Source organism: Streptomyces africanus (genome assembly GCF_030816955.1).
Lineage (GTDB): Bacteria > Actinomycetota > Actinomycetes > Streptomycetales > Streptomycetaceae > Streptomyces > Streptomyces africanus.
The window spans coordinates 2,174,352-2,189,820 of record NZ_JAUSYP010000001.1; the positions used below are offsets into that span (position 1 = coordinate 2,174,352).

General features: G+C 72.1%; 18 protein-coding genes. 5 read left to right on the forward strand and 13 right to left on the reverse strand.

From position 1 onward, the window contains the following. Window positions 1–39: 39 nt before the first annotated feature. Together QF034_RS10155 and hisI are read right to left on the reverse strand one after the other, a co-directional pair. Window positions 40–1,518, reverse strand: a complete 1,479-nt coding sequence (locus QF034_RS10155) for an anthranilate synthase component I (RefSeq protein WP_307174627.1) — start codon at window positions 1,516–1,518, stop codon at window positions 40–42. 11 nt (window positions 1,519–1,529) lie between these two features. After that, window positions 1,530–1,925 carry a phosphoribosyl-AMP cyclohydrolase gene (hisI, locus tag QF034_RS10160; protein WP_243380997.1) on the reverse strand — a complete coding sequence of 132 codons (396 nt, stop codon included), beginning with the start codon at window positions 1,923–1,925 and terminating at the stop codon, window positions 1,530–1,532. Between the two features lie 83 nt (window positions 1,926–2,008). Here hisI and QF034_RS10165 point away from each other — a divergent pair, with 83 nt between their 5' ends. Continuing rightward, window positions 2,009–2,644 (forward strand): TIGR03085 family metal-binding protein, encoded by a 636-nt coding sequence (locus QF034_RS10165; RefSeq protein WP_307174628.1) that lies wholly within the window; start codon window positions 2,009–2,011, stop codon window positions 2,642–2,644. Between the two features lie 26 nt (window positions 2,645–2,670). On the opposite strand, the gene hisF is transcribed toward QF034_RS10165, so the two are convergent. From hisF to hisD, 8 genes are read right to left on the reverse strand one after another with little or no spacing between them, the layout of a single operon-like run. Further along, on the reverse strand, window positions 2,671–3,426 hold the full coding sequence (gene hisF, locus QF034_RS10170) for an imidazole glycerol phosphate synthase subunit HisF (protein ID WP_307174629.1): 756 nt from the start codon (window positions 3,424–3,426) through the stop codon (window positions 2,671–2,673). Next, a complete protein-coding gene (locus QF034_RS10175; protein ID WP_307174630.1) occupies window positions 3,423–3,824 on the reverse strand; it encodes a RidA family protein in 402 nt (133 codons plus the stop codon). The genes hisF and QF034_RS10175 overlap by 4 nt, the downstream gene beginning before the upstream one ends. After that, window positions 3,821–4,546, reverse strand: a complete 726-nt coding sequence (gene priA / locus QF034_RS10180; RefSeq protein WP_307174631.1) for a bifunctional 1-(5-phosphoribosyl)-5-((5-phosphoribosylamino)methylideneamino)imidazole-4-carboxamide isomerase/phosphoribosylanthranilate isomerase PriA — start codon at window positions 4,544–4,546, stop codon at window positions 3,821–3,823. The genes QF034_RS10175 and priA overlap by 4 nt, the downstream gene beginning before the upstream one ends. After that, a complete protein-coding gene (hisH, locus tag QF034_RS10185) occupies window positions 4,543–5,187 on the reverse strand; it encodes an imidazole glycerol phosphate synthase subunit HisH (RefSeq protein WP_370880780.1) in 645 nt (214 codons plus the stop codon). Before hisH ends, priA begins: the two co-directional genes overlap by 4 nt. Next, window positions 5,184–5,348 (reverse strand): CG2302 family histidine operon protein, encoded by a 165-nt coding sequence (locus QF034_RS10190; protein WP_010039417.1) that lies wholly within the window; start codon window positions 5,346–5,348, stop codon window positions 5,184–5,186. Before QF034_RS10190 ends, hisH begins: the two co-directional genes overlap by 4 nt. Further along, complete coding sequence (gene hisB, locus QF034_RS10195) at window positions 5,345–5,938, reverse strand: imidazoleglycerol-phosphate dehydratase HisB (RefSeq protein WP_003989586.1); 594 nt, start codon at window positions 5,936–5,938, stop codon at window positions 5,345–5,347. Before hisB ends, QF034_RS10190 begins: the two co-directional genes overlap by 4 nt. Further along, window positions 5,935–7,047, reverse strand: coding sequence for a histidinol-phosphate transaminase (locus QF034_RS10200; RefSeq protein ID WP_307174633.1), 1,113 nt, complete (start codon window positions 7,045–7,047; stop codon window positions 5,935–5,937). Before QF034_RS10200 ends, hisB begins: the two co-directional genes overlap by 4 nt. Beyond that, window positions 7,044–8,369 (reverse strand): histidinol dehydrogenase, encoded by a 1,326-nt coding sequence (hisD, locus tag QF034_RS10205; RefSeq protein ID WP_307174634.1) that lies wholly within the window; start codon window positions 8,367–8,369, stop codon window positions 7,044–7,046. The genes QF034_RS10200 and hisD overlap by 4 nt, the downstream gene beginning before the upstream one ends. A gap of 178 nt (window positions 8,370–8,547) precedes the next feature. On the opposite strand from hisD, the gene QF034_RS10210 reads away from it, so the two are divergent. From QF034_RS10210 to ybaK, 4 genes are all read left to right on the forward strand, one after another. After that, window positions 8,548–10,125 (forward strand): oxidoreductase, encoded by a 1,578-nt coding sequence (locus QF034_RS10210; RefSeq protein WP_307174635.1) that lies wholly within the window; start codon window positions 8,548–8,550, stop codon window positions 10,123–10,125. A 121-nt stretch (window positions 10,126–10,246) separates the two neighbouring features. Next, window positions 10,247–11,278, forward strand: a complete 1,032-nt coding sequence (locus QF034_RS10215) for a hypothetical protein (protein WP_307179849.1) — start codon at window positions 10,247–10,249, stop codon at window positions 11,276–11,278. An 11-nt stretch (window positions 11,279–11,289) separates the two neighbouring features. After that, on the forward strand, window positions 11,290–12,030 hold the full coding sequence (locus QF034_RS10220) for an LON peptidase substrate-binding domain-containing protein (protein ID WP_086561955.1): 741 nt from the start codon (window positions 11,290–11,292) through the stop codon (window positions 12,028–12,030). Between the two features lie 11 nt (window positions 12,031–12,041). Then, the gene (gene ybaK / locus QF034_RS10225) at window positions 12,042–12,542 is read left to right on the forward strand and encodes a Cys-tRNA(Pro) deacylase (protein ID WP_307174636.1); all 501 of its coding nucleotides are present in this window, start codon (window positions 12,042–12,044) and stop codon (window positions 12,540–12,542) included. A gap of 140 nt (window positions 12,543–12,682) precedes the next feature. On the opposite strand, the gene QF034_RS10230 is transcribed toward ybaK, so the two are convergent. The 3 genes from QF034_RS10230 to QF034_RS10240 form a co-directional block, all read right to left on the reverse strand. Beyond that, entirely contained in the window at window positions 12,683–13,387 is a 705-nt protein-coding gene (locus tag QF034_RS10230; RefSeq protein ID WP_307174637.1) for an AAA family ATPase, read from the reverse strand. A 56-nt stretch (window positions 13,388–13,443) separates the two neighbouring features. Then, window positions 13,444–14,265 carry an ABC transporter permease gene (locus QF034_RS10235; RefSeq protein ID WP_307174638.1) on the reverse strand — a complete coding sequence of 274 codons (822 nt, stop codon included), beginning with the start codon at window positions 14,263–14,265 and terminating at the stop codon, window positions 13,444–13,446. Window positions 14,266–14,401: 136 nt separating this feature from the next. Next, window positions 14,402–15,376, reverse strand: coding sequence for an ABC transporter ATP-binding protein (locus QF034_RS10240; RefSeq protein ID WP_307179850.1), 975 nt, complete (start codon window positions 15,374–15,376; stop codon window positions 14,402–14,404). Window positions 15,377–15,469: the final 93 nt, after the last annotated feature.

Here is a 15,469-nt window from a genome sequence, read left to right on the forward strand (position 1 = left end):
AACATAGCGTAATCGGACGATCACATGCCAATCGTGCTGTCACCTGCCCAACCTGTTCGCCGTATGGACCGCCCGCAGCACCGCCGCCGCCTTGTTGCGGCACTCAGTGTCCTCGGCGACCGGGTCGGAGTCGGCGACGATGCCCGCGCCGGCCTGGACGTAGGCGGTGCCGTCCCGGAGGAGGGCCGTGCGGATGGCGATGGCGGTGTCGGAGTCGCCCGCGAAGTCGAGGTAGCCGACGCAGCCGCCGTACAGCCCGCGCCGGGACGGTTCGAGTTCGTCGATGATCTGCAGGGCGCGGGGCTTCGGGGCGCCGGAGAGGGTGCCGGCCGGGAAGCAGGCGGTGAGGACGTCGAAGGCCGTGCGGCCCGGGGCGACGCGGCCCGTCACCGTCGAGACGATGTGCATCACGTGCGAGTACCGCTCGACGGACATGAAGTCGACGACCTCGACCGAGCCGGGCTCGCAGACCCGCCCCAGGTCGTTGCGCCCCAGGTCGACGAGCATGAGGTGCTCGGCGCGCTCCTTGGGGTCGGCGAGCAGCTCGTCGGCGAGGGCCTGGTCCTCCTGCGGGGTGGCGCCGCGCCAGCGGGTGCCGGCGATGGGGTGGACCATGGCCCGGCCGTCCTCGACCTTGACCAGGGCCTCGGGGGACGAGCCGACCACGTCGAAGCCGTCGAAGCGGAACAGGTACATGTACGGGGACGGGTTGGTGGCCCGCAGGACCCGGTAGACGTCCAGCGCGCTCGCCGTGCACGGCGTCTCGAAGCGCTGGGAGGGGACCACCTGGAAGGCCTCGCCGGCCCGGATGCGCTCCTTGATGTCCTCGACGGCCTCCTGGAAGTCGGGGCCGCCCCACAGCGCCGTGTACGCGGGGAGCTCGGAGGGCGGGAGCACGGCCGGGGGCTGGGCGACCGCGCGGGAGAGGTCGGCCTCCATGGCGTCGAGCCGGGCCACGGCGTCCGCGTAGGCCTCGTCGACGCCGCTGTCCAGGTCGTTGTGGTTGATCGCGTTGGCGATCAGCAGGACCGAGCCCTCCCAGTGGTCCATGACGGCCAGGTCGCTGGTGAGGAGCATGGTCAGCTCGGGCAGCTTCAGGTCGTCGCGCTCGCCGGGGCCGATCTTCTCCAGGCGGCGGACGATGTCGTAACCGAGATAACCGACCATGCCGCCGGTGAAGGGCGGCATGCCGTCCTGGTGGGGCGTGTGCAGGGCCTCGATGGTGGCGCGCAGCGCGGCGAGGGGGTCGCCGTCGACGGGGACGCCGACGGGCGGGACGCCGAGCCAGTGGGCCTGTCCGTCGCGCTCGGTCAGCGTCGCCGCCGACCGCACGCCCACGAAGGAGTAACGGGACCACGAGCGGCCGTTCTCCGCGGACTCCAGCAGGAAGGTGCCCGGGCGCTCGGCGGCGAGCTTGCGGTAGAGCGCGACCGGGGTGTCGCCGTCGGCGAGGAGTTTGCGGGTGACGGGGATGACCCGCCGGTCGGTGGCGAGCTTGCGGAACGTCTCGAGGTCCATGGCCGCTGACCTTACTGATCCGAGGCGGGGGCGTCGGAGCCGCCGTCCTTGAGGAGCACGTCCTCGTCGAAGCAGGTGCGGGCGCCGGTGTGGCATGCGGCGCCGACCTGGTCGACCTTGACAAGGACGGTGTCGGCGTCGCAGTCGAGGGCGACGGACTTCACCCACTGGAAGTGGCCGGAGGTGTCGCCCTTGACCCAGTACTCCCGGCGGCTGCGCGACCAGTAGGTGCACCGGCCGGTGGTCAGGGTGCGGTGCAGCGCCTCGTCGTCCATCCAGCCGAGCATCAGCACCTCTCCGGTGTCGTACTGCTGGGCGATGGCGGGCAGGAGGCCGTCGGCGCTGCGCTTGAGGCGGGCGGCGATCTCCGGGTCGAGACGGCTGGGCCGGGGGGACGTGCTGGTCATGCCGACCATTGTGCCGCGCGCCACTGACAGGCCAGGTGGAGTGTCCACTGTGCGGACCTTCGAGCCGGTCGTAGGCTGACTCCATGTCGACCCATGCCAAGCGTGAACGACTTCTCCTCGCCGATCTGTTGGAGACCGCGGGCCCGGACGCGCCCACCCTGTGCGAGGGCTGGACCACCCGGGACCTCGCCGCGCACGTGGTGGTGCGCGAGCGCCGCCCGGACGCGGCCGGCGGGATACTGATCAAGCAGCTCGCGCCGCGCCTGGACCGGGTGATGGCGGAGTACACCGACAAGCCGTACGAGGAGCTGATCCAGCTGATCCGTACGGGGCCGCCGCGGTTCTCGCCCTTCTCGCTCAAGCAGGTCGACGAGATGTCGAACATCATCGAGTTCTACGTCCACACGGAGGACGTCCGGCGCGCCCAGCCCGACTGGTCGCCGCGTGAGCTCGACCAGGTCTTCCAGGACGCCCTGTGGTCCCGGCTGGAGCGCACCGCCCGGCTGATGGGGCGCAGCGTCCCGACGGGCCTGGTGCTGCGCCGCCCGGACGGCCAGACGGTCGTCGCCCAGCGGGGCGCGCCGGTGGTCACGGTGACGGGTGAGCCCTCGGAGCTGGTGCTGTTCTCCTACGGTCGGCAGAGCAAGGCCAAGGTCGAGCTGGACGGCGACGAGGACGCGATCGCGAAGCTGCACGAAAGCAAGCAGCTCGGGATCTGAAACGGTCCGGGATCCGAGGGGGTGGGTCACCGCACCGGGTGGCCCGCCTCCCGCAGCGTCTGCTTGACCTCGCCGATGCGCAGGTCCCCGAAGTGAAACACCGACGCGGCCAGCACCGCGTCCGCTCCCGCCGCGATGGCCGGCGGGAAGTCCGTCAGCTTGCCGGCGCCGCCCGAGGCGATGACCGGGACGGTCACGTGCCCCCGGACGGCCTGGATCATCTCCAGGTCGTAGCCGTCCTTGGTGCCGTCCGCATCCATGGAGTTGAGCAGGATCTCGCCGGCCCCCAGCTCGGCGGCCCGGTGTGCCCACTCGACGGCGTCGATGCCGGTGCCGCGACGGCCGCCGTGGGTGGTCACCTCGAAGGAGCCGGACTCGGTGCGGCGCGCGTCCACCGACAGGACCAGGACCTGGCGGCCGAAGCGTTCGGCGATCTCCCGGATCAGCTCCGGGCGGGCGATCGCGGCCGTGTTGACGCCGACCTTGTCCGCGCCGGCCCGCAGCAGCTTGTCCACGTCCTCGGCGGTGCGCACCCCGCCGCCGACCGTGAGCGGGATGAACACCTGCTCGGCCGTGCGGCGCACCACGTCGTACGTCGTCTCGCGGTTGCCCGACGAGGCGGTGATGTCCAGGAACGTCAGCTCGTCGGCGCCCTCGGCGTCGTACACCTTGGCCATCTCGACGGGGTCGCCCGCGTCGCGCAGGTTCTGGAAGTTGACGCCCTTGACGACCCGGCCGTTGTCCACGTCCAGGCAGGGGATGACTCGGACCGCCAGGGTCATGAATCCACCGTTCCTCTGAATGCCTCTAGTTCCACCGACACCAGGACGCGCGGGTCGACGAAGCCGTCCACCACGAGGAAGGACGCGACGGGGCGCACGGAGTCGAACAGCTCCTTGTGGGCCCGGCCCACCTCGTCGAGGTCGCGCGTGTGTGCCAGATACATTCGCGTCCGGACCACGGACTCGATACCGAGCCCGAACTCGCCGATCGCTTCGAGGGCGCTGGTGAAGGCCGCTTTGGCCTGCTCGTACGGGTCGCCCTCCCCGTACAGCACATCGCCCTTGAAGGGTGTCGTGCCCGCCACCAGCACCCGATCGCCCGCCGCCACGGCGCGTGCGAAACCGAAACTCTCTTCCCAGGGACTTCCGCTCTGCACGCGCCGTACGGCATCACTCATGACGACACAGTCTCCAATGCCTCTTCCAGGGTGAACGCCTTCGCGTACAGCGCCTTCCCTACGATCGCGCCCTCGACACCGAGCGGGACGAGCTCGGCGATCGCACGGAGGTCGTCGAGCGACGAGACACCGCCGGAGGCCACCACCGGGCGGTCCGTCGCCGCGCAGACGTTCTTCAGCAGCTCCAGGTTGGGGCCCTGGAGGGTGCCGTCCTTGGCGATGTCCGTGACGACGTACCGCGCGCAGCCCTCCTTGTTCAGGCGCTCCAGCGTCTCGTAGAGGTCGCCGCCGTCGCGGGTCCAGCCACGGCCGCGCAGGGTCGTACCGCGGACGTCGAGACCGACCGCGATCTTGTCACCGTGCTCGGCGATGACCTTGGCGACCCACTCGGGAGCCTCCAGGGCGGCCGTGCCGAGGTTCACGCGGGTGCAGCCGGTGGCCAGGGCGGCGGCGAGGGTGTCGTCGTCGCGGATGCCGCCGGACAGTTCCACCTTGATGTCCATGGCCTTGGTGACCTCGGCGATCAGCGCGCGGTTGTTCCCGGTGCCGAACGCGGCGTCCAGGTCGACCAGGTGCAGCCACTCGGCGCCGGAGCGCTGCCAGGCGAGGGCGGCCTCCAGGGGTGAGCCGTAGGAGGTCTCCGTACCGGACTCGCCGTGCACGAGGCGGACCGCCTGGCCGTCACGGACGTCGACGGCGGGGAGGAGTTCGAGCTTGCTCACAGGGTTCCGATCCAGTTGGTGAGGAGCTGGGCTCCGGCGTCGCCGGACTTCTCGGGGTGGAACTGCGTGGCCCACAGGGCGCCGTTCTCGACGGCCGCGACGAACGGCTTGCCGTGCGTGGACCAGGTGACCTTGGGGGCCTCCATCGCCGGGTTGTGGGTCTGAAGCGACCAGTCGTGGACGGCGTAGGAGTGCACGAAGTAGAAGCGCGCGTCCGCGTCCAGGCCCGCGAACAGCTGCGAGCCTGCCGCCGCGTCCACGGTGTTCCAGCCCATGTGGGGCACGATCTCGGCCTGGAGCGGTTCGACCGAGCCGGGCCATTCGTCGAGGCCCTCGCTCTCCACGCCGTGCTCGATGCCGCGCGCGAAGAGGATCTGCATGCCGACGCAGATGCCCATGACGGGCCGGCCTCCGGCCAGCCGGCGGTCGACGATCCAGTCGCCGCGCGCCTCGCGCAGGCCCTTCATGCAGGAGGCGAAGGCGCCGACGCCCGGCACGAGCAGCCCGTCGGCGTTCAGGGCCTTGTCGTAGTCACGCGTGATCTCGACGTCGGCTCCCGCGCGCGCGAGGGCACGCTCGGCGGAGCGGACGTTGCCGAAGCCGTAGTCGAAGACGACCACTTTCTTCTGAGGGGCGCTCAATTCCACACCTCCAGCCTCACGACACCGGCCGCCAGGCACATCGCGGCGCCGATGGAGAGCAGCACGATCAGGCCCTTGGGCATCTTCTGCTTGACGAAGGAGTAGATGCCGCCGACGAGGAACAGGCCGACGACGATCAGCAGGGTCGAGATGCCGTTCACAGGGCGCCCTTCGTGGAGGGGAGGATGCCGGCGGCGCGCGGGTCGCGCTCGGAGGCGTACCGCAGGGCCCGGGCCAGCGCCTTGAACTGGCACTCCACGATGTGGTGGGCGTTGCGCCCGTAGGGCACGTGCACGTGCAGCGCGATCTGGGCCTGGGCGACGAAGGACTCCAGGATGTGCCGGGTCATCGTGGTGTCGTACTCGCCGATCATCGGCGCCATCTTCTCGGGCTCGGTGTGCACGAGGTAGGGGCGGCCGGACAGGTCGACGGTGACCTGGGCGAGGGACTCGTCCAGCGGGACCGTGCAGTTGCCGAAGCGGTAGATGCCGACCTTGTCGCCGAGGGCCTGCTTGAAGGCGGCGCCGAGGGCGAGGGCGGTGTCCTCGATGGTGTGGTGCGAGTCGATGTGCAGGTCGCCCTCGGTCTTCACGGTCAGGTCGAACAGACCGTGCCGGCCGAGCTGGTCGAGCATGTGGTCGTAGAAGCCGACGCCGGTGGAGATCTCCGTCTTGCCGGTGCCGTCGAGGTCGATCTCGACGAGGACCGAGGTTTCCTTGGTCGTCCGCTCCACGCGTCCTGTGCGGCTCATGAACTCTGCTCCTTCTTCAGTGCACGTACCGCGTCGAGGAACGCGTCGTTCTCTTCGGGGGTGCCGGCCGACACCCGCAGCCACCCGGGGATGCCGTTGTCCCGGACCAGGACGCCCCGGTCGAGGATCTTCTGCCAGGCCGTGTGCGCGTCCTCGAACCGGCCGAACTGCACGAAGTTGGCATCGGACTCGACGACCTCGTAGCCGGTGGCGCGCAGCTCGGTGACCAGGCGGTCCCGCTCGGCCTTGAGCTGTTCGACATAGCCCAGCAGCGTGCCGGTGTGCTCCAGGGCGGCCAGGGCGGTCGCCTGGGTGACGGCCGACAGGTGGTAGGGCAGCCGGACGAGCTGGACGGCGTCGACGACGGCCGGGTGCGCGGCGAGGTAGCCGAGGCGCAGGCCCGCCGCGCCGAACGCCTTCGACATCGTGCGCGAGACGACGAGGTTCGGGCGCCCGTCGAGCAGCGGCAGCAGCGAGTCGCCGTGGCTGAACTCGATGTACGCCTCGTCGATCACGACCATCGACGGCTTCGCCGCCTGCGCGGCCTCGTAGAGCGCGAGGACCGTCTCGGGCGGGACCGCGTTGCCCGTGGGGTTGTTGGGGGTGGTGACGAAGACGACGTCGGGCCGGTGCTCGGCGATCGCCTTCTGGGCGGCGGCGAGGTCGATCGTGAAGTCGTCGTTGCGGGGGCCCGAGATCCATCCGGTACCGGTGCCGCGCGCGATGAGCCCGTGCATCGAGTACGACGGCTCGAAGCCGATCGCGGTACGGCCGGGCCCGCCGAAGGTCTGCAGCAGCTGCTGGATGACCTCGTTGGAGCCGTTGGCCGCCCAGACGTTGGCCAGGCCGACCTCGTGGCCGGAGGTGTCCGTCAGGTACTCGGCGAGCTTGGTGCGCAGCTCGACCGCGTCCCGGTCCGGGTAGCGGTTGAGGTTGCGGGCGGCCTCACGGACCCGCTCGGCGATGCGTTCGACCAGCGGCTCGGGCAGCGGGTAGGGGTTCTCGTTGGTGTTCAGCCGTACGGGGACGTCCAGCTGGGGCGCGCCGTAGGGGGACTTGCCGCGCAGCTCGTCCCGTACGGGCAGATCATCGATGCGTACGTCGCTCACTTGCTCTCGGGTACCTTCCAGCCGAACCTGGCCTTGATCGCCGCGCCGTGCGCGGGCAGGTCCTCCGCCTCCGCCAGCGTGACCACGTGGTGCGCGACCTCGGCCAGCGCGTCCTGCGTGTAGTCGACGATGTGGATGCCGCGCAGGAAGGACTGGACGGACAGGCCCGAGGAGTGGCAGGCGCAGCCGCCGGTGGGCAGGACGTGGTTGGAGCCGGCCGCGTAGTCGCCGAGGGATACCGGGGCCCAGGGGCCGATGAAGATCGCGCCGGCGTTCCTGACGCGGTCGGCCACGGCGGCGGCGTCGGCCGTCTGGATCTCCAGGTGCTCGGCGCCGTACGCGTCGACCACCCTCAGGCCCTCGTCGATGCCGTCGACCAGGACGATCGCGGACTGCTTGCCGGACAGCGCCGGGACGATCCGGTCGTCGACGTGCTTGGTGGCCGCGACCTGCGGCTCCAGCTCCTTCTCCACCGCGTCCGCGAGCTCGGCGGAGTCGGTGACCAGGACGGCGGCGGCCAGCGGGTCGTGCTCGGCCTGGCTGATCAGGTCGGAGGCCACGTGCACCGGGTCGGCCGTGTCGTCGGCGAGGACCGCGATCTCGGTCGGGCCGGCCTCGGCGTCGATGCCGATCTTGCCGGTGAAGTAGCGCTTGGCGGCGGCGACCCAGATGTTGCCGGGGCCGGTGACCATGGTGGCGGGCGGGCAGGACTCGGTGCCGTAGGCGAACATCGCCACGGCCGTGGCACCGCCGGCCGCGTAGACCTCGTCGACGCCGAGCAGGGCGCAGGCGGCGAGGATCGTCGGGTGCGGCAGCCCGTTGAACTCGGACTGGGCCGGGGAGGCGAGCGCGATGGACTCGACGCCGGCTTCCTGGGCGGGCACGACGTTCATGACCACGGAGGACGGATACACGGACCGGCCGCCGGGCGCGTACAGCCCGACCCGGTCGACCGGGACCCACTTCTCGGTCACGGAGCCGCCGGGCACCACCTGGGTGGTGTGGGTGGCGCGGCGCTGCTCGCGGTGGACGGTCCGGGCGCGCCGGATGGACTCCTCCAGGGCCGCGCGCACGGCCGGGTCGAGCTCGTCCAGCGCGCGCGTGAGCGCGGCGGCCGGCACCCGCACCTGGTCGAGCCTGACCCCGTCGAACCGCTCGGCGTACTCGATCAGCGCCGCGTCGCCCCGATGATGCACGTCCTCGCAGATCGGACGCACCTTCTCCAGGGCGGCCTGAACGTCGAACTCGGCTCGGGGCAGCAGGTCACGCAGGGCGGGGCCCTCGGGGAGGGCGTCGCCGCGCAGATCGATTCGGGAGATCACGTGCTCAATTCTCTCAGACCCGAATCACGCGCCGTCCGCTCGTATCAATGGCTGATACAGACCACCGCCGGAAGCCGGAAGATCCCCTTCACGTTTCGCGTTCGGGGCGTCACTCAGCGGGCATGAACAGCTGTACGAAGCACCTGACCCGCGAGTATCCGGGGAGGATGGAAGAGACGTGACCGAGGGGGCCGGCGTGCGTGCCGGGGATGTGCCCGACGACCTGACGGCGGCCGAGGCCGGAATGTGGCAGGCGTTCCGCAACGGCAGCGTGTACGACCTGAGCAGCGGCGACCCGGTGGTGGACGATCCGCACGGCGGCCACCCCTGGGGCGAGGAGCGGACCGTGCGGGCCCGGATCGTCTGCTGGCTGCTCCTGGACGGCCCGCCCGCCCTGGCCGGCCGGGTGTCGTCGCTGAAGCTGGCCGGCGTGCGGATCAGCGGCTCGCTGGACCTCGCGGGCGGCACGGTGGTGCCGTACGTCGAGATGCGCCAGTGCCGGTTCGAGCAGGACGTGCTGCTGCCGGAGGCCCGCTTCACGACCGTGCGGATGGTGAACTGCTCGGTGCCGCGGCTGGAGGCGGCCCGGGTACAGACGGAGGGCGATCTGCATCTGCCGCGCTGCCGGTTCCACCGCGGCATCCGGCTCACCGACGCGCAGATCGGCACGGACCTGATGCTCAACCAGGCGATCGCGCACCGGGACCGCAGCGGCCGGTCGATCGCCGCGGACGGCCTGACCGTCGGCCAGGACTTACAGGCCGAGCTGCTGGAGTCGCACGGCGAGCTGAGCCTGCGCGCCGCCACCATCGGCGTGTCCCTGAGCCTGCGCGGCGCCCGCCTGGCCAATCCGTACGAGCGGCTCGCCTTCAACGCCCCGCAGCTGACCGTCGAGCGCAGCCTGTATCTGACCCCGGCGGGTGTCGGCGCCCAGGCGATGAGCGGGATGACCCCGGCGCGCGGGACGCGGATCCAGCGGTTCTCGTGCGAGGGCGGGATCCGGCTGGACGACGGGCGGTTCGGCGACGCGGTCGACTTCGAGCAGGCCAGATTCACCTTCACCGACGACCAGGAACTGTCGCTGCGCCGGGTGCAGACGCCGGAGCTGCGGTTCCTCGGCGAGCATCCCGCGCGCGGGCGTGTCGTGCTGTCGGGGGCGAAGATCGTCAACCTGATGGACCGGGCGGACGCCTGGCCCGGCCCGGGGCGGCTGCACATGGGCGGCTTCACCTACGAGAACCTCGTGCCGCGCGGGCCGTTCCCGCTGGCCGAGCGGCTGGACTGGGTGGCGGCGGCGACCGCCGAGTACAACCCGGAGCCGTACGAGCGGCTCGCCGCCGTGCTGCGGGCCGGCGGGGAGGACGAGGACGCCCGCGAGGTGTTGCTCGCCAAGCAGCGCCGGCACCGGGAGAGCCTGCCGCCGGCCGCCAAGCTGTGGGGCTACGCCCAGGACTGGACGGTCGCCTACGGGTACCGGCCGGGCCGGGCCGCGGTGTGGATGGCGGTGCTGTGGGCGGCGGGCTCCCTCGCCTTCGCGCAGGCCGGGCATCCGCCGCTGAAGCAGGGCGAGCATCCGGAGTGGAACCCCACGCTGTTCACGCTCGATCTGCTGCTGCCGGTGATCGACCTGGGCCAGGTGGGCTTCTGGCAGTTGCGCGGCGGCTGGCAGTGGCTGGCGACGGCGATGATCCTGCTGGGCTGGATCCTGGCGACGACGGTGGCGGCGGGGGCGACGCGGTTGCTGCGGCGCAACTGATGATGCTGGTGTGACCAGTGTTGTTGAACTGTCACACTTTTACATTCTCTTGACCCTGAGGCGTACAACTTTCCGCGAGTTCACCGAACGATCTGGCGCCGTCATGACCAGCGGACTTTCAATGGTCGGCACCATGGCCATGCAGCTGCCGTTCATCCGCCCGGGCCGGATGACAAGGACCGCACCCCACCTCGTCAGCAGGCCGCGCGCCGACGACGAGGTGCTGCTCGACGCGCCCGATGCCCGGCTCAGCCCGGCGCTGGTCGCGGCCGCCCGCGGCGACCACGGACCGGCCTCCGGTCTGCTCCGCGCCACCCGGGCGGCGACCGAGTGGGAGCGCCGGGACCGGTACGTGACCCGGCTGGCCGCCTTCGCCCGCTCGCGCCCCGACTGGCTGGACGCCTGGCTCGCCACGGCCCCGCACGACCCGGACGCGCTGCTGCTCGGGGCCCAGCTGGCGGTGGACCGCGCCTGGCAGTCACCGGCCCGGGCCGAGGCGCTGCGCGAGATCAGCCCGCTGATCACGGCCGCCGCCCGGGCCGACCACGCCGACCCGGTGCCCTGGCGACTCGCGCTGGACCACGCGCGCGGCGCCCAGGCCGGACACAGCTACTTCGAGCAACTGTGGGCGGCGGCCGTGCGCCGCGCCCCGCACCACTACGGCTGCCACGAGTCGGCCCTGCGCTATCTGGCCGCGTCCTGGCACGGTTCGCACCAGGAGTGCTTCGACTTCGCCGACCGGGCCGCACAGGACGCGCCCGCCGACGCGCTCGTCCAGGCGCTCCCGCTGCGGGCGGCCTTCGGCTACCTCACCGACGGCTGCGGGCCCGAGCTGCCGCGCGAGCGGCTGGACGCCGCCGCCGACCGGGCGATCGCGCTGTCCCCGCGACTGCCGGCGGCCGACCCCTGGCCGGCCCGGATGCGGAACCTGCTCGTCTTCGTCCTGGTGCGCCTGGAGCGCTGGCAGGACGCCTGGGAACAACTGCGCCTGAACGGCCCGTACGCCACCTCGTTCCCCTGGGACCAGGTGTCGGACGACCCGCTCGGTCACTTCCTGCGGATACGCGAGGACGTGCTGTCCGGAGCAGCCGGCCGGCCGGCCCGGCATCCACGGAGTGAACGGGGCGGACGAGTCACCTCCCGCGACCATTAGGCTTTTGCGTCGTGACCACCGTCCGGCTCCCCCTCTTCCCCCTGAACTCGGTGCTGTTCCCGGGGCTCGTGCTCCCGCTCAACGTCTTCGAGGAGCGGTATCGCGCCATGATGCGCGAACTGCTGAAGACGCCGGAGGACGAGCCGCGCCGGTTCGCCGTCGTGGCGATCCGCGACGGCCACGAGGTGGCCCCGAGCGCGCCCGGCATGCCCGACCCCACGTCCCTGCCCGAGCGGGGGCCCGCCGCCGGCTTCGGCACGGACCCGGCCAAGGCGTTCCACAAGGTGGGCTGTATCGCGGACGCTGCGACGATCCGGGAGCGGACCGACGGTTCCTTCGAGGTGCTGGCGACCGGCACTACCCGGGTGCGGCTGCTGTCGGTGGAGGCGTCGGGTCCGTTCCTGACGGCCGAGCTGGAGACGCTGTCGGAGGAACCCGGCGACGAGGCGGCGCCGTTGGCCGAGGGGGTGCTGCGGTCCTTCCGCCAGTACCAGAAGCGACTGGCGGGCGCACGGGAACGGTCCCTGACGACCGGCGCCGACCTGCCCGACGAGCCCGGCGTGGTGTCGTACCTGGTGGCCGCGGCGATGATGCTGGACACCCCCACCAAGCAGCGCCTGCTCCAGGCGCCCGACACGGCTTCCCGCCTGCGCGACGAGCTGAAACTCCTTCGCTCCGAGACGGCCATCATCCGTAATCTGCCGTCGTTGCCGGCGTCGGACCTGACGCGCGGCCCGACGAGTCTCAACTGAAGCGGACCGGAATGGCGAAGAAGTCGAAGAAGCAGCAGCCGGGCGGCACCCCCGCGACGGTCGCCCTCACGGCGGCGGGCGTGGAGTTCACGGTCCACTCCTACGACCACGACCCCGCCCATCCCTCGTACGGCGAGGAGGCGGCCGAGGCGATGGGCGTCTCCCCGGACCGCGTCTTCAAGACCCTGGTGGCCGACATCGACGGCGCGCTGACGGTCGCGGTGGTCCCGGTGGCGGGCCAACTGGACCTGAAGGCCCTGGCAGCGGCGGTGGGCGGCAAACGCGCGACGATGGCCGACCCGACCCTGGCGGAACGCACGACGGGTTACGTCAGGGGCGGCATCTCTCCCCTGGGCCAGCGCAAGAAGCTCCCGACGGTGCTGGACGCGTCGGCGTCGTCCCACCCGACCATCTGCGTCTCGGCGGGCCGGAGGGGCCTGGAGGTGGAACTGTCCCCGGAGGACTTGCAGAAGCTGACGGAGGCGGTACTGGCGCCGATCGGACGCCCCTAGCCGCTTAGCTGCGGGCAGTCGTGCCTCCCCCAGTGCCTCAAGGGCCTGGGAGGTGCCCCCAGGGCGGCACGGGTGGGCGCAGCGGCACCCCGCCCCGCCGGGCTGCGCCCCGACCCGGCCTCAGCCCAAACGCCGGGCACCTATGCAGCAGGCGGTGTCTGATACGGCCCGTCCGAGAACTCCGGCTCCGGATCCCGAGGCCCGAACAACGCCGTCAACCCGAGATGCAACACCAGCGCCGCAAGCGGCCAGGCCAGCAACGCCCCCTTCGCCCCCAACCTCAACGGCGCGGAGAACGTCACCCCCCGCCCCACATCCCGCGCCCGCGCGACGACATCCTCCGCGGGGCCGAGCCACACCCCGACCCGCCAGGCCAGCAACGACCCGAGCAGCCCCCCGACGGCCAGCCCCACCACCAGCGGCACACCACCGCGCCGCCGCAGCAGGAACACGGCCAGGGCGCTGACGACCCCGAAGGCCAGCCCGAGCAGGGCGAACGTGCCGTCGACCCCGACGGCCTGCTCCCCCTCGGTGTCCTTCAGGTAGACGATCCACTTCCCCCCGACCACGTCACCGACCAGCGGCACGTGCGGCGCGAGCCACCACCACAGCACACCCAGCAGCACCCCGCCGAGCGCCACCGCCACGGCGGCCACGCCGGCCTCCCGCACTTCCGTCTTCATACCGGGCCCGTCCTGCCCGTACCAGCCGTGCCCGGAGTACGCGGCGTGCTGAGACCCGGGAGCCTGCGATCCGTGCGCCCCGGACCCGGCGCCCGGCGGCGGCCACGCATCCTGTGCGGAACGTTCATGCGGCGGCGGTGGCGGATTCAGTGGTGCGGTCACCCTGCCATCGTGCCAGGCCCGCCTGTGCCCCGCGTCACCGGACGATCCCTCCCCGCTCACCGGACGGCCGCCCGGCGGTACGCCCAGGTCGCCACGACCAGCGAGACGACGCCCACGAACCCGCACACGGCGAGGTCGCCGAGCACGAAGGCCCAGTCGGGATGCGGCCCGAACGTCCGCGCGAAGGCCTCCACGCCGTACGTCGAGGGCAGCAGGTCCCGCGTGAAACGCACCGCCTCCGGCATCCGCTCGGCCGGCAGCACGCCCAGCAGCAGCGCCGCCGACATGCCCAGCTGCCCGAGGAGCGTCGCCAGCTCCGGCCGGGGCGCGAGCAGTCCGAGCGCCGCCCCCAGTCCGGCGAGCGCGGCGCCCGCCAGCGGGATCACGGCCACCAGGACCCACAGATGGGCCAGTGGCAGCCCGAACAGCACACAGCCGAACACCGCCGTCACGACGGTCCCCGGCACGGTGAACGACGCGTACGCGCCCGCCGCGCCCAGCACCACCGCCGCCGGCGGCACCGGCAGCGTCGCGTAGTGGTCGAGTCCGCCGCTGGCCCGCAGCTGCCCGAAGTACTGCGCGAGCAGGTTCAGCGCGACGAAGGCCACCACCAGGACGGACGACCCGGCGACGACGGCCTGCGCCTCCGCCCCGTCGTCCACGACCCCACGCATCAGGACCATGATCCCGACCGACTGGAACGTCGCCACGAACAGCAGCGGGATCCGCGCGACCCGCGCCCGGGACAGCTGCGCCCGGTACACGGCCGCCAGCGACGGCCACAGCCGCGCCCGGGGTCCGAGCTCGGCCGCGCCCACGGCGGGCTCGTCCACGGCCAGGGCGCTGCCCGGCAGGACATCGGCGGGTACGACACTCACGTCGCGCTGCTCCCCTTCGTCGGGTCCACTGCGGCAGTCGCCCTGTTCGGTACGTACGTGTTCGGTACGTATGCGGCGGCCCGCGTACTCAAGGCCGCCGTATTGCGGGCCGTCATGTTCCAGGGCTTCGTACTCCTCACGCCTTCACCAGCCCCTGCTGCGCGGCGCCGCCCAGGGCCAGATACACGTCCTCCAGGCTCGGCGTGGCCAGCGTGAAGTCGTCCAGGGCGGCGAAGGCGGCTCCTCCGGTGACGGTGGCGACGACCGCCCGGGCCTCCTCGGGCCCGAGCCGGAGCGTCCACAGGCGGCCCGACTCCACGGCCCGGCCCCGCAGCGCGGCCACCTCGGGGACGTGCACCGGCGCCGCGTCCCGCCACACCAGGTCGACCCGCACCTCACCGGCGACCTGCTCCTTGAGCCCGGCCGGGGTGTCACAGGCGATCACCCGCCCCCGGTCGAGGACGGCCACCCGGTCCAGCACGGTCTCGGCCTCGATGACGTTGTGGGTGACGAGCAGCACGGTCGTCCCGCGCTCGGCCCGCCGCCGGTCGACGGCGGACCACACGGCCCGCCGTGCCACCGGGTCCATGCCGGTGGTCGGCTCGTCGAGCACGAGCAGCGGCCGCTCCCCCACCAGTGCCGCGGCGAAGCACGCCAGGCGCCGCTGGCCCCCGGAGAGCTTCTTCAGCGGCCGCCCGGCGAGCGGCGCGAGCCCCAGCTCGTCGAGGACGTCGTCCCGCTCGGCCCGCGCCCGCCGGATGTCCAGGCCGCGCAGCCGCCCGGTGGTCTCGGCGGCGAGAGACACGGTCAGCTCGTCGAGGGCGGTCGACTCCTGACCGAGGTAGGCGAGGATCCGCGCGGCCCGCTCCGGGTGGCGCACGATGTCGTGCCCGAGGATCTCCACGCTGCCGCGGTCGGGCCGCATCAGCCCGGTGAGCTGCCGTACGAGGGTGGACTTGCCGGCGCCGTTCGGCCCGAGCAGGCCGAAGATCTCGCCGCGCCGGATGTCCAGCGTCACGTCGTCCGTGGCACGGACCTCGGGTGTTCCGGGCGCGCCGCGCCGGCCGCGTACGGCAGGGTAGGTCTTGGTCAGCCCGCGCACCGCGCACACGACGTCACCCTCGTGCCGAAATGCCTGTGCCGCGCGCTTACTCACAAGCAACGAGACTACGGGGTCGACTGCCCCGGTCCGCTCTCGGGTCGG

Bases quoted from the DNA above. Each gene is read 5' to 3' on its own strand.
- QF034_RS10155 (WP_307174627.1), bottom strand. From the start codon at position 1,518: ATGGACCTCGAGACGTTCCGCAAGCTCGCCACCGACCGGCGGGTCATC.
- hisF (WP_307174629.1), bottom strand. From the start codon at position 3,426: ATGACCCTGGCGGTCCGAGTCATCCCCTGCCTGGACGTGGACAACGGC.
- QF034_RS10175 (WP_307174630.1), bottom strand. From the start codon at position 3,824: ATGAGTGATGCCGTACGGCGCGTGCAGAGCGGAAGTCCCTGGGAAGAG.
- hisI (WP_243380997.1), bottom strand. From the start codon at position 1,925: ATGACCAGCACGTCCCCCCGGCCCAGCCGTCTCGACCCGGAGATCGCC.
- ybaK (WP_307174636.1), top strand. From the start codon at position 12,042: ATGGCGAAGAAGTCGAAGAAGCAGCAGCCGGGCGGCACCCCCGCGACG.
- QF034_RS10215 (WP_307179849.1), top strand. From the start codon at position 10,247: ATGGTCGGCACCATGGCCATGCAGCTGCCGTTCATCCGCCCGGGCCGG.
- hisB (WP_003989586.1), bottom strand. From the start codon at position 5,938: ATGAGCCGCACAGGACGCGTGGAGCGGACGACCAAGGAAACCTCGGTC.
- QF034_RS10165 (WP_307174628.1), top strand. From the start codon at position 2,009: ATGTCGACCCATGCCAAGCGTGAACGACTTCTCCTCGCCGATCTGTTG.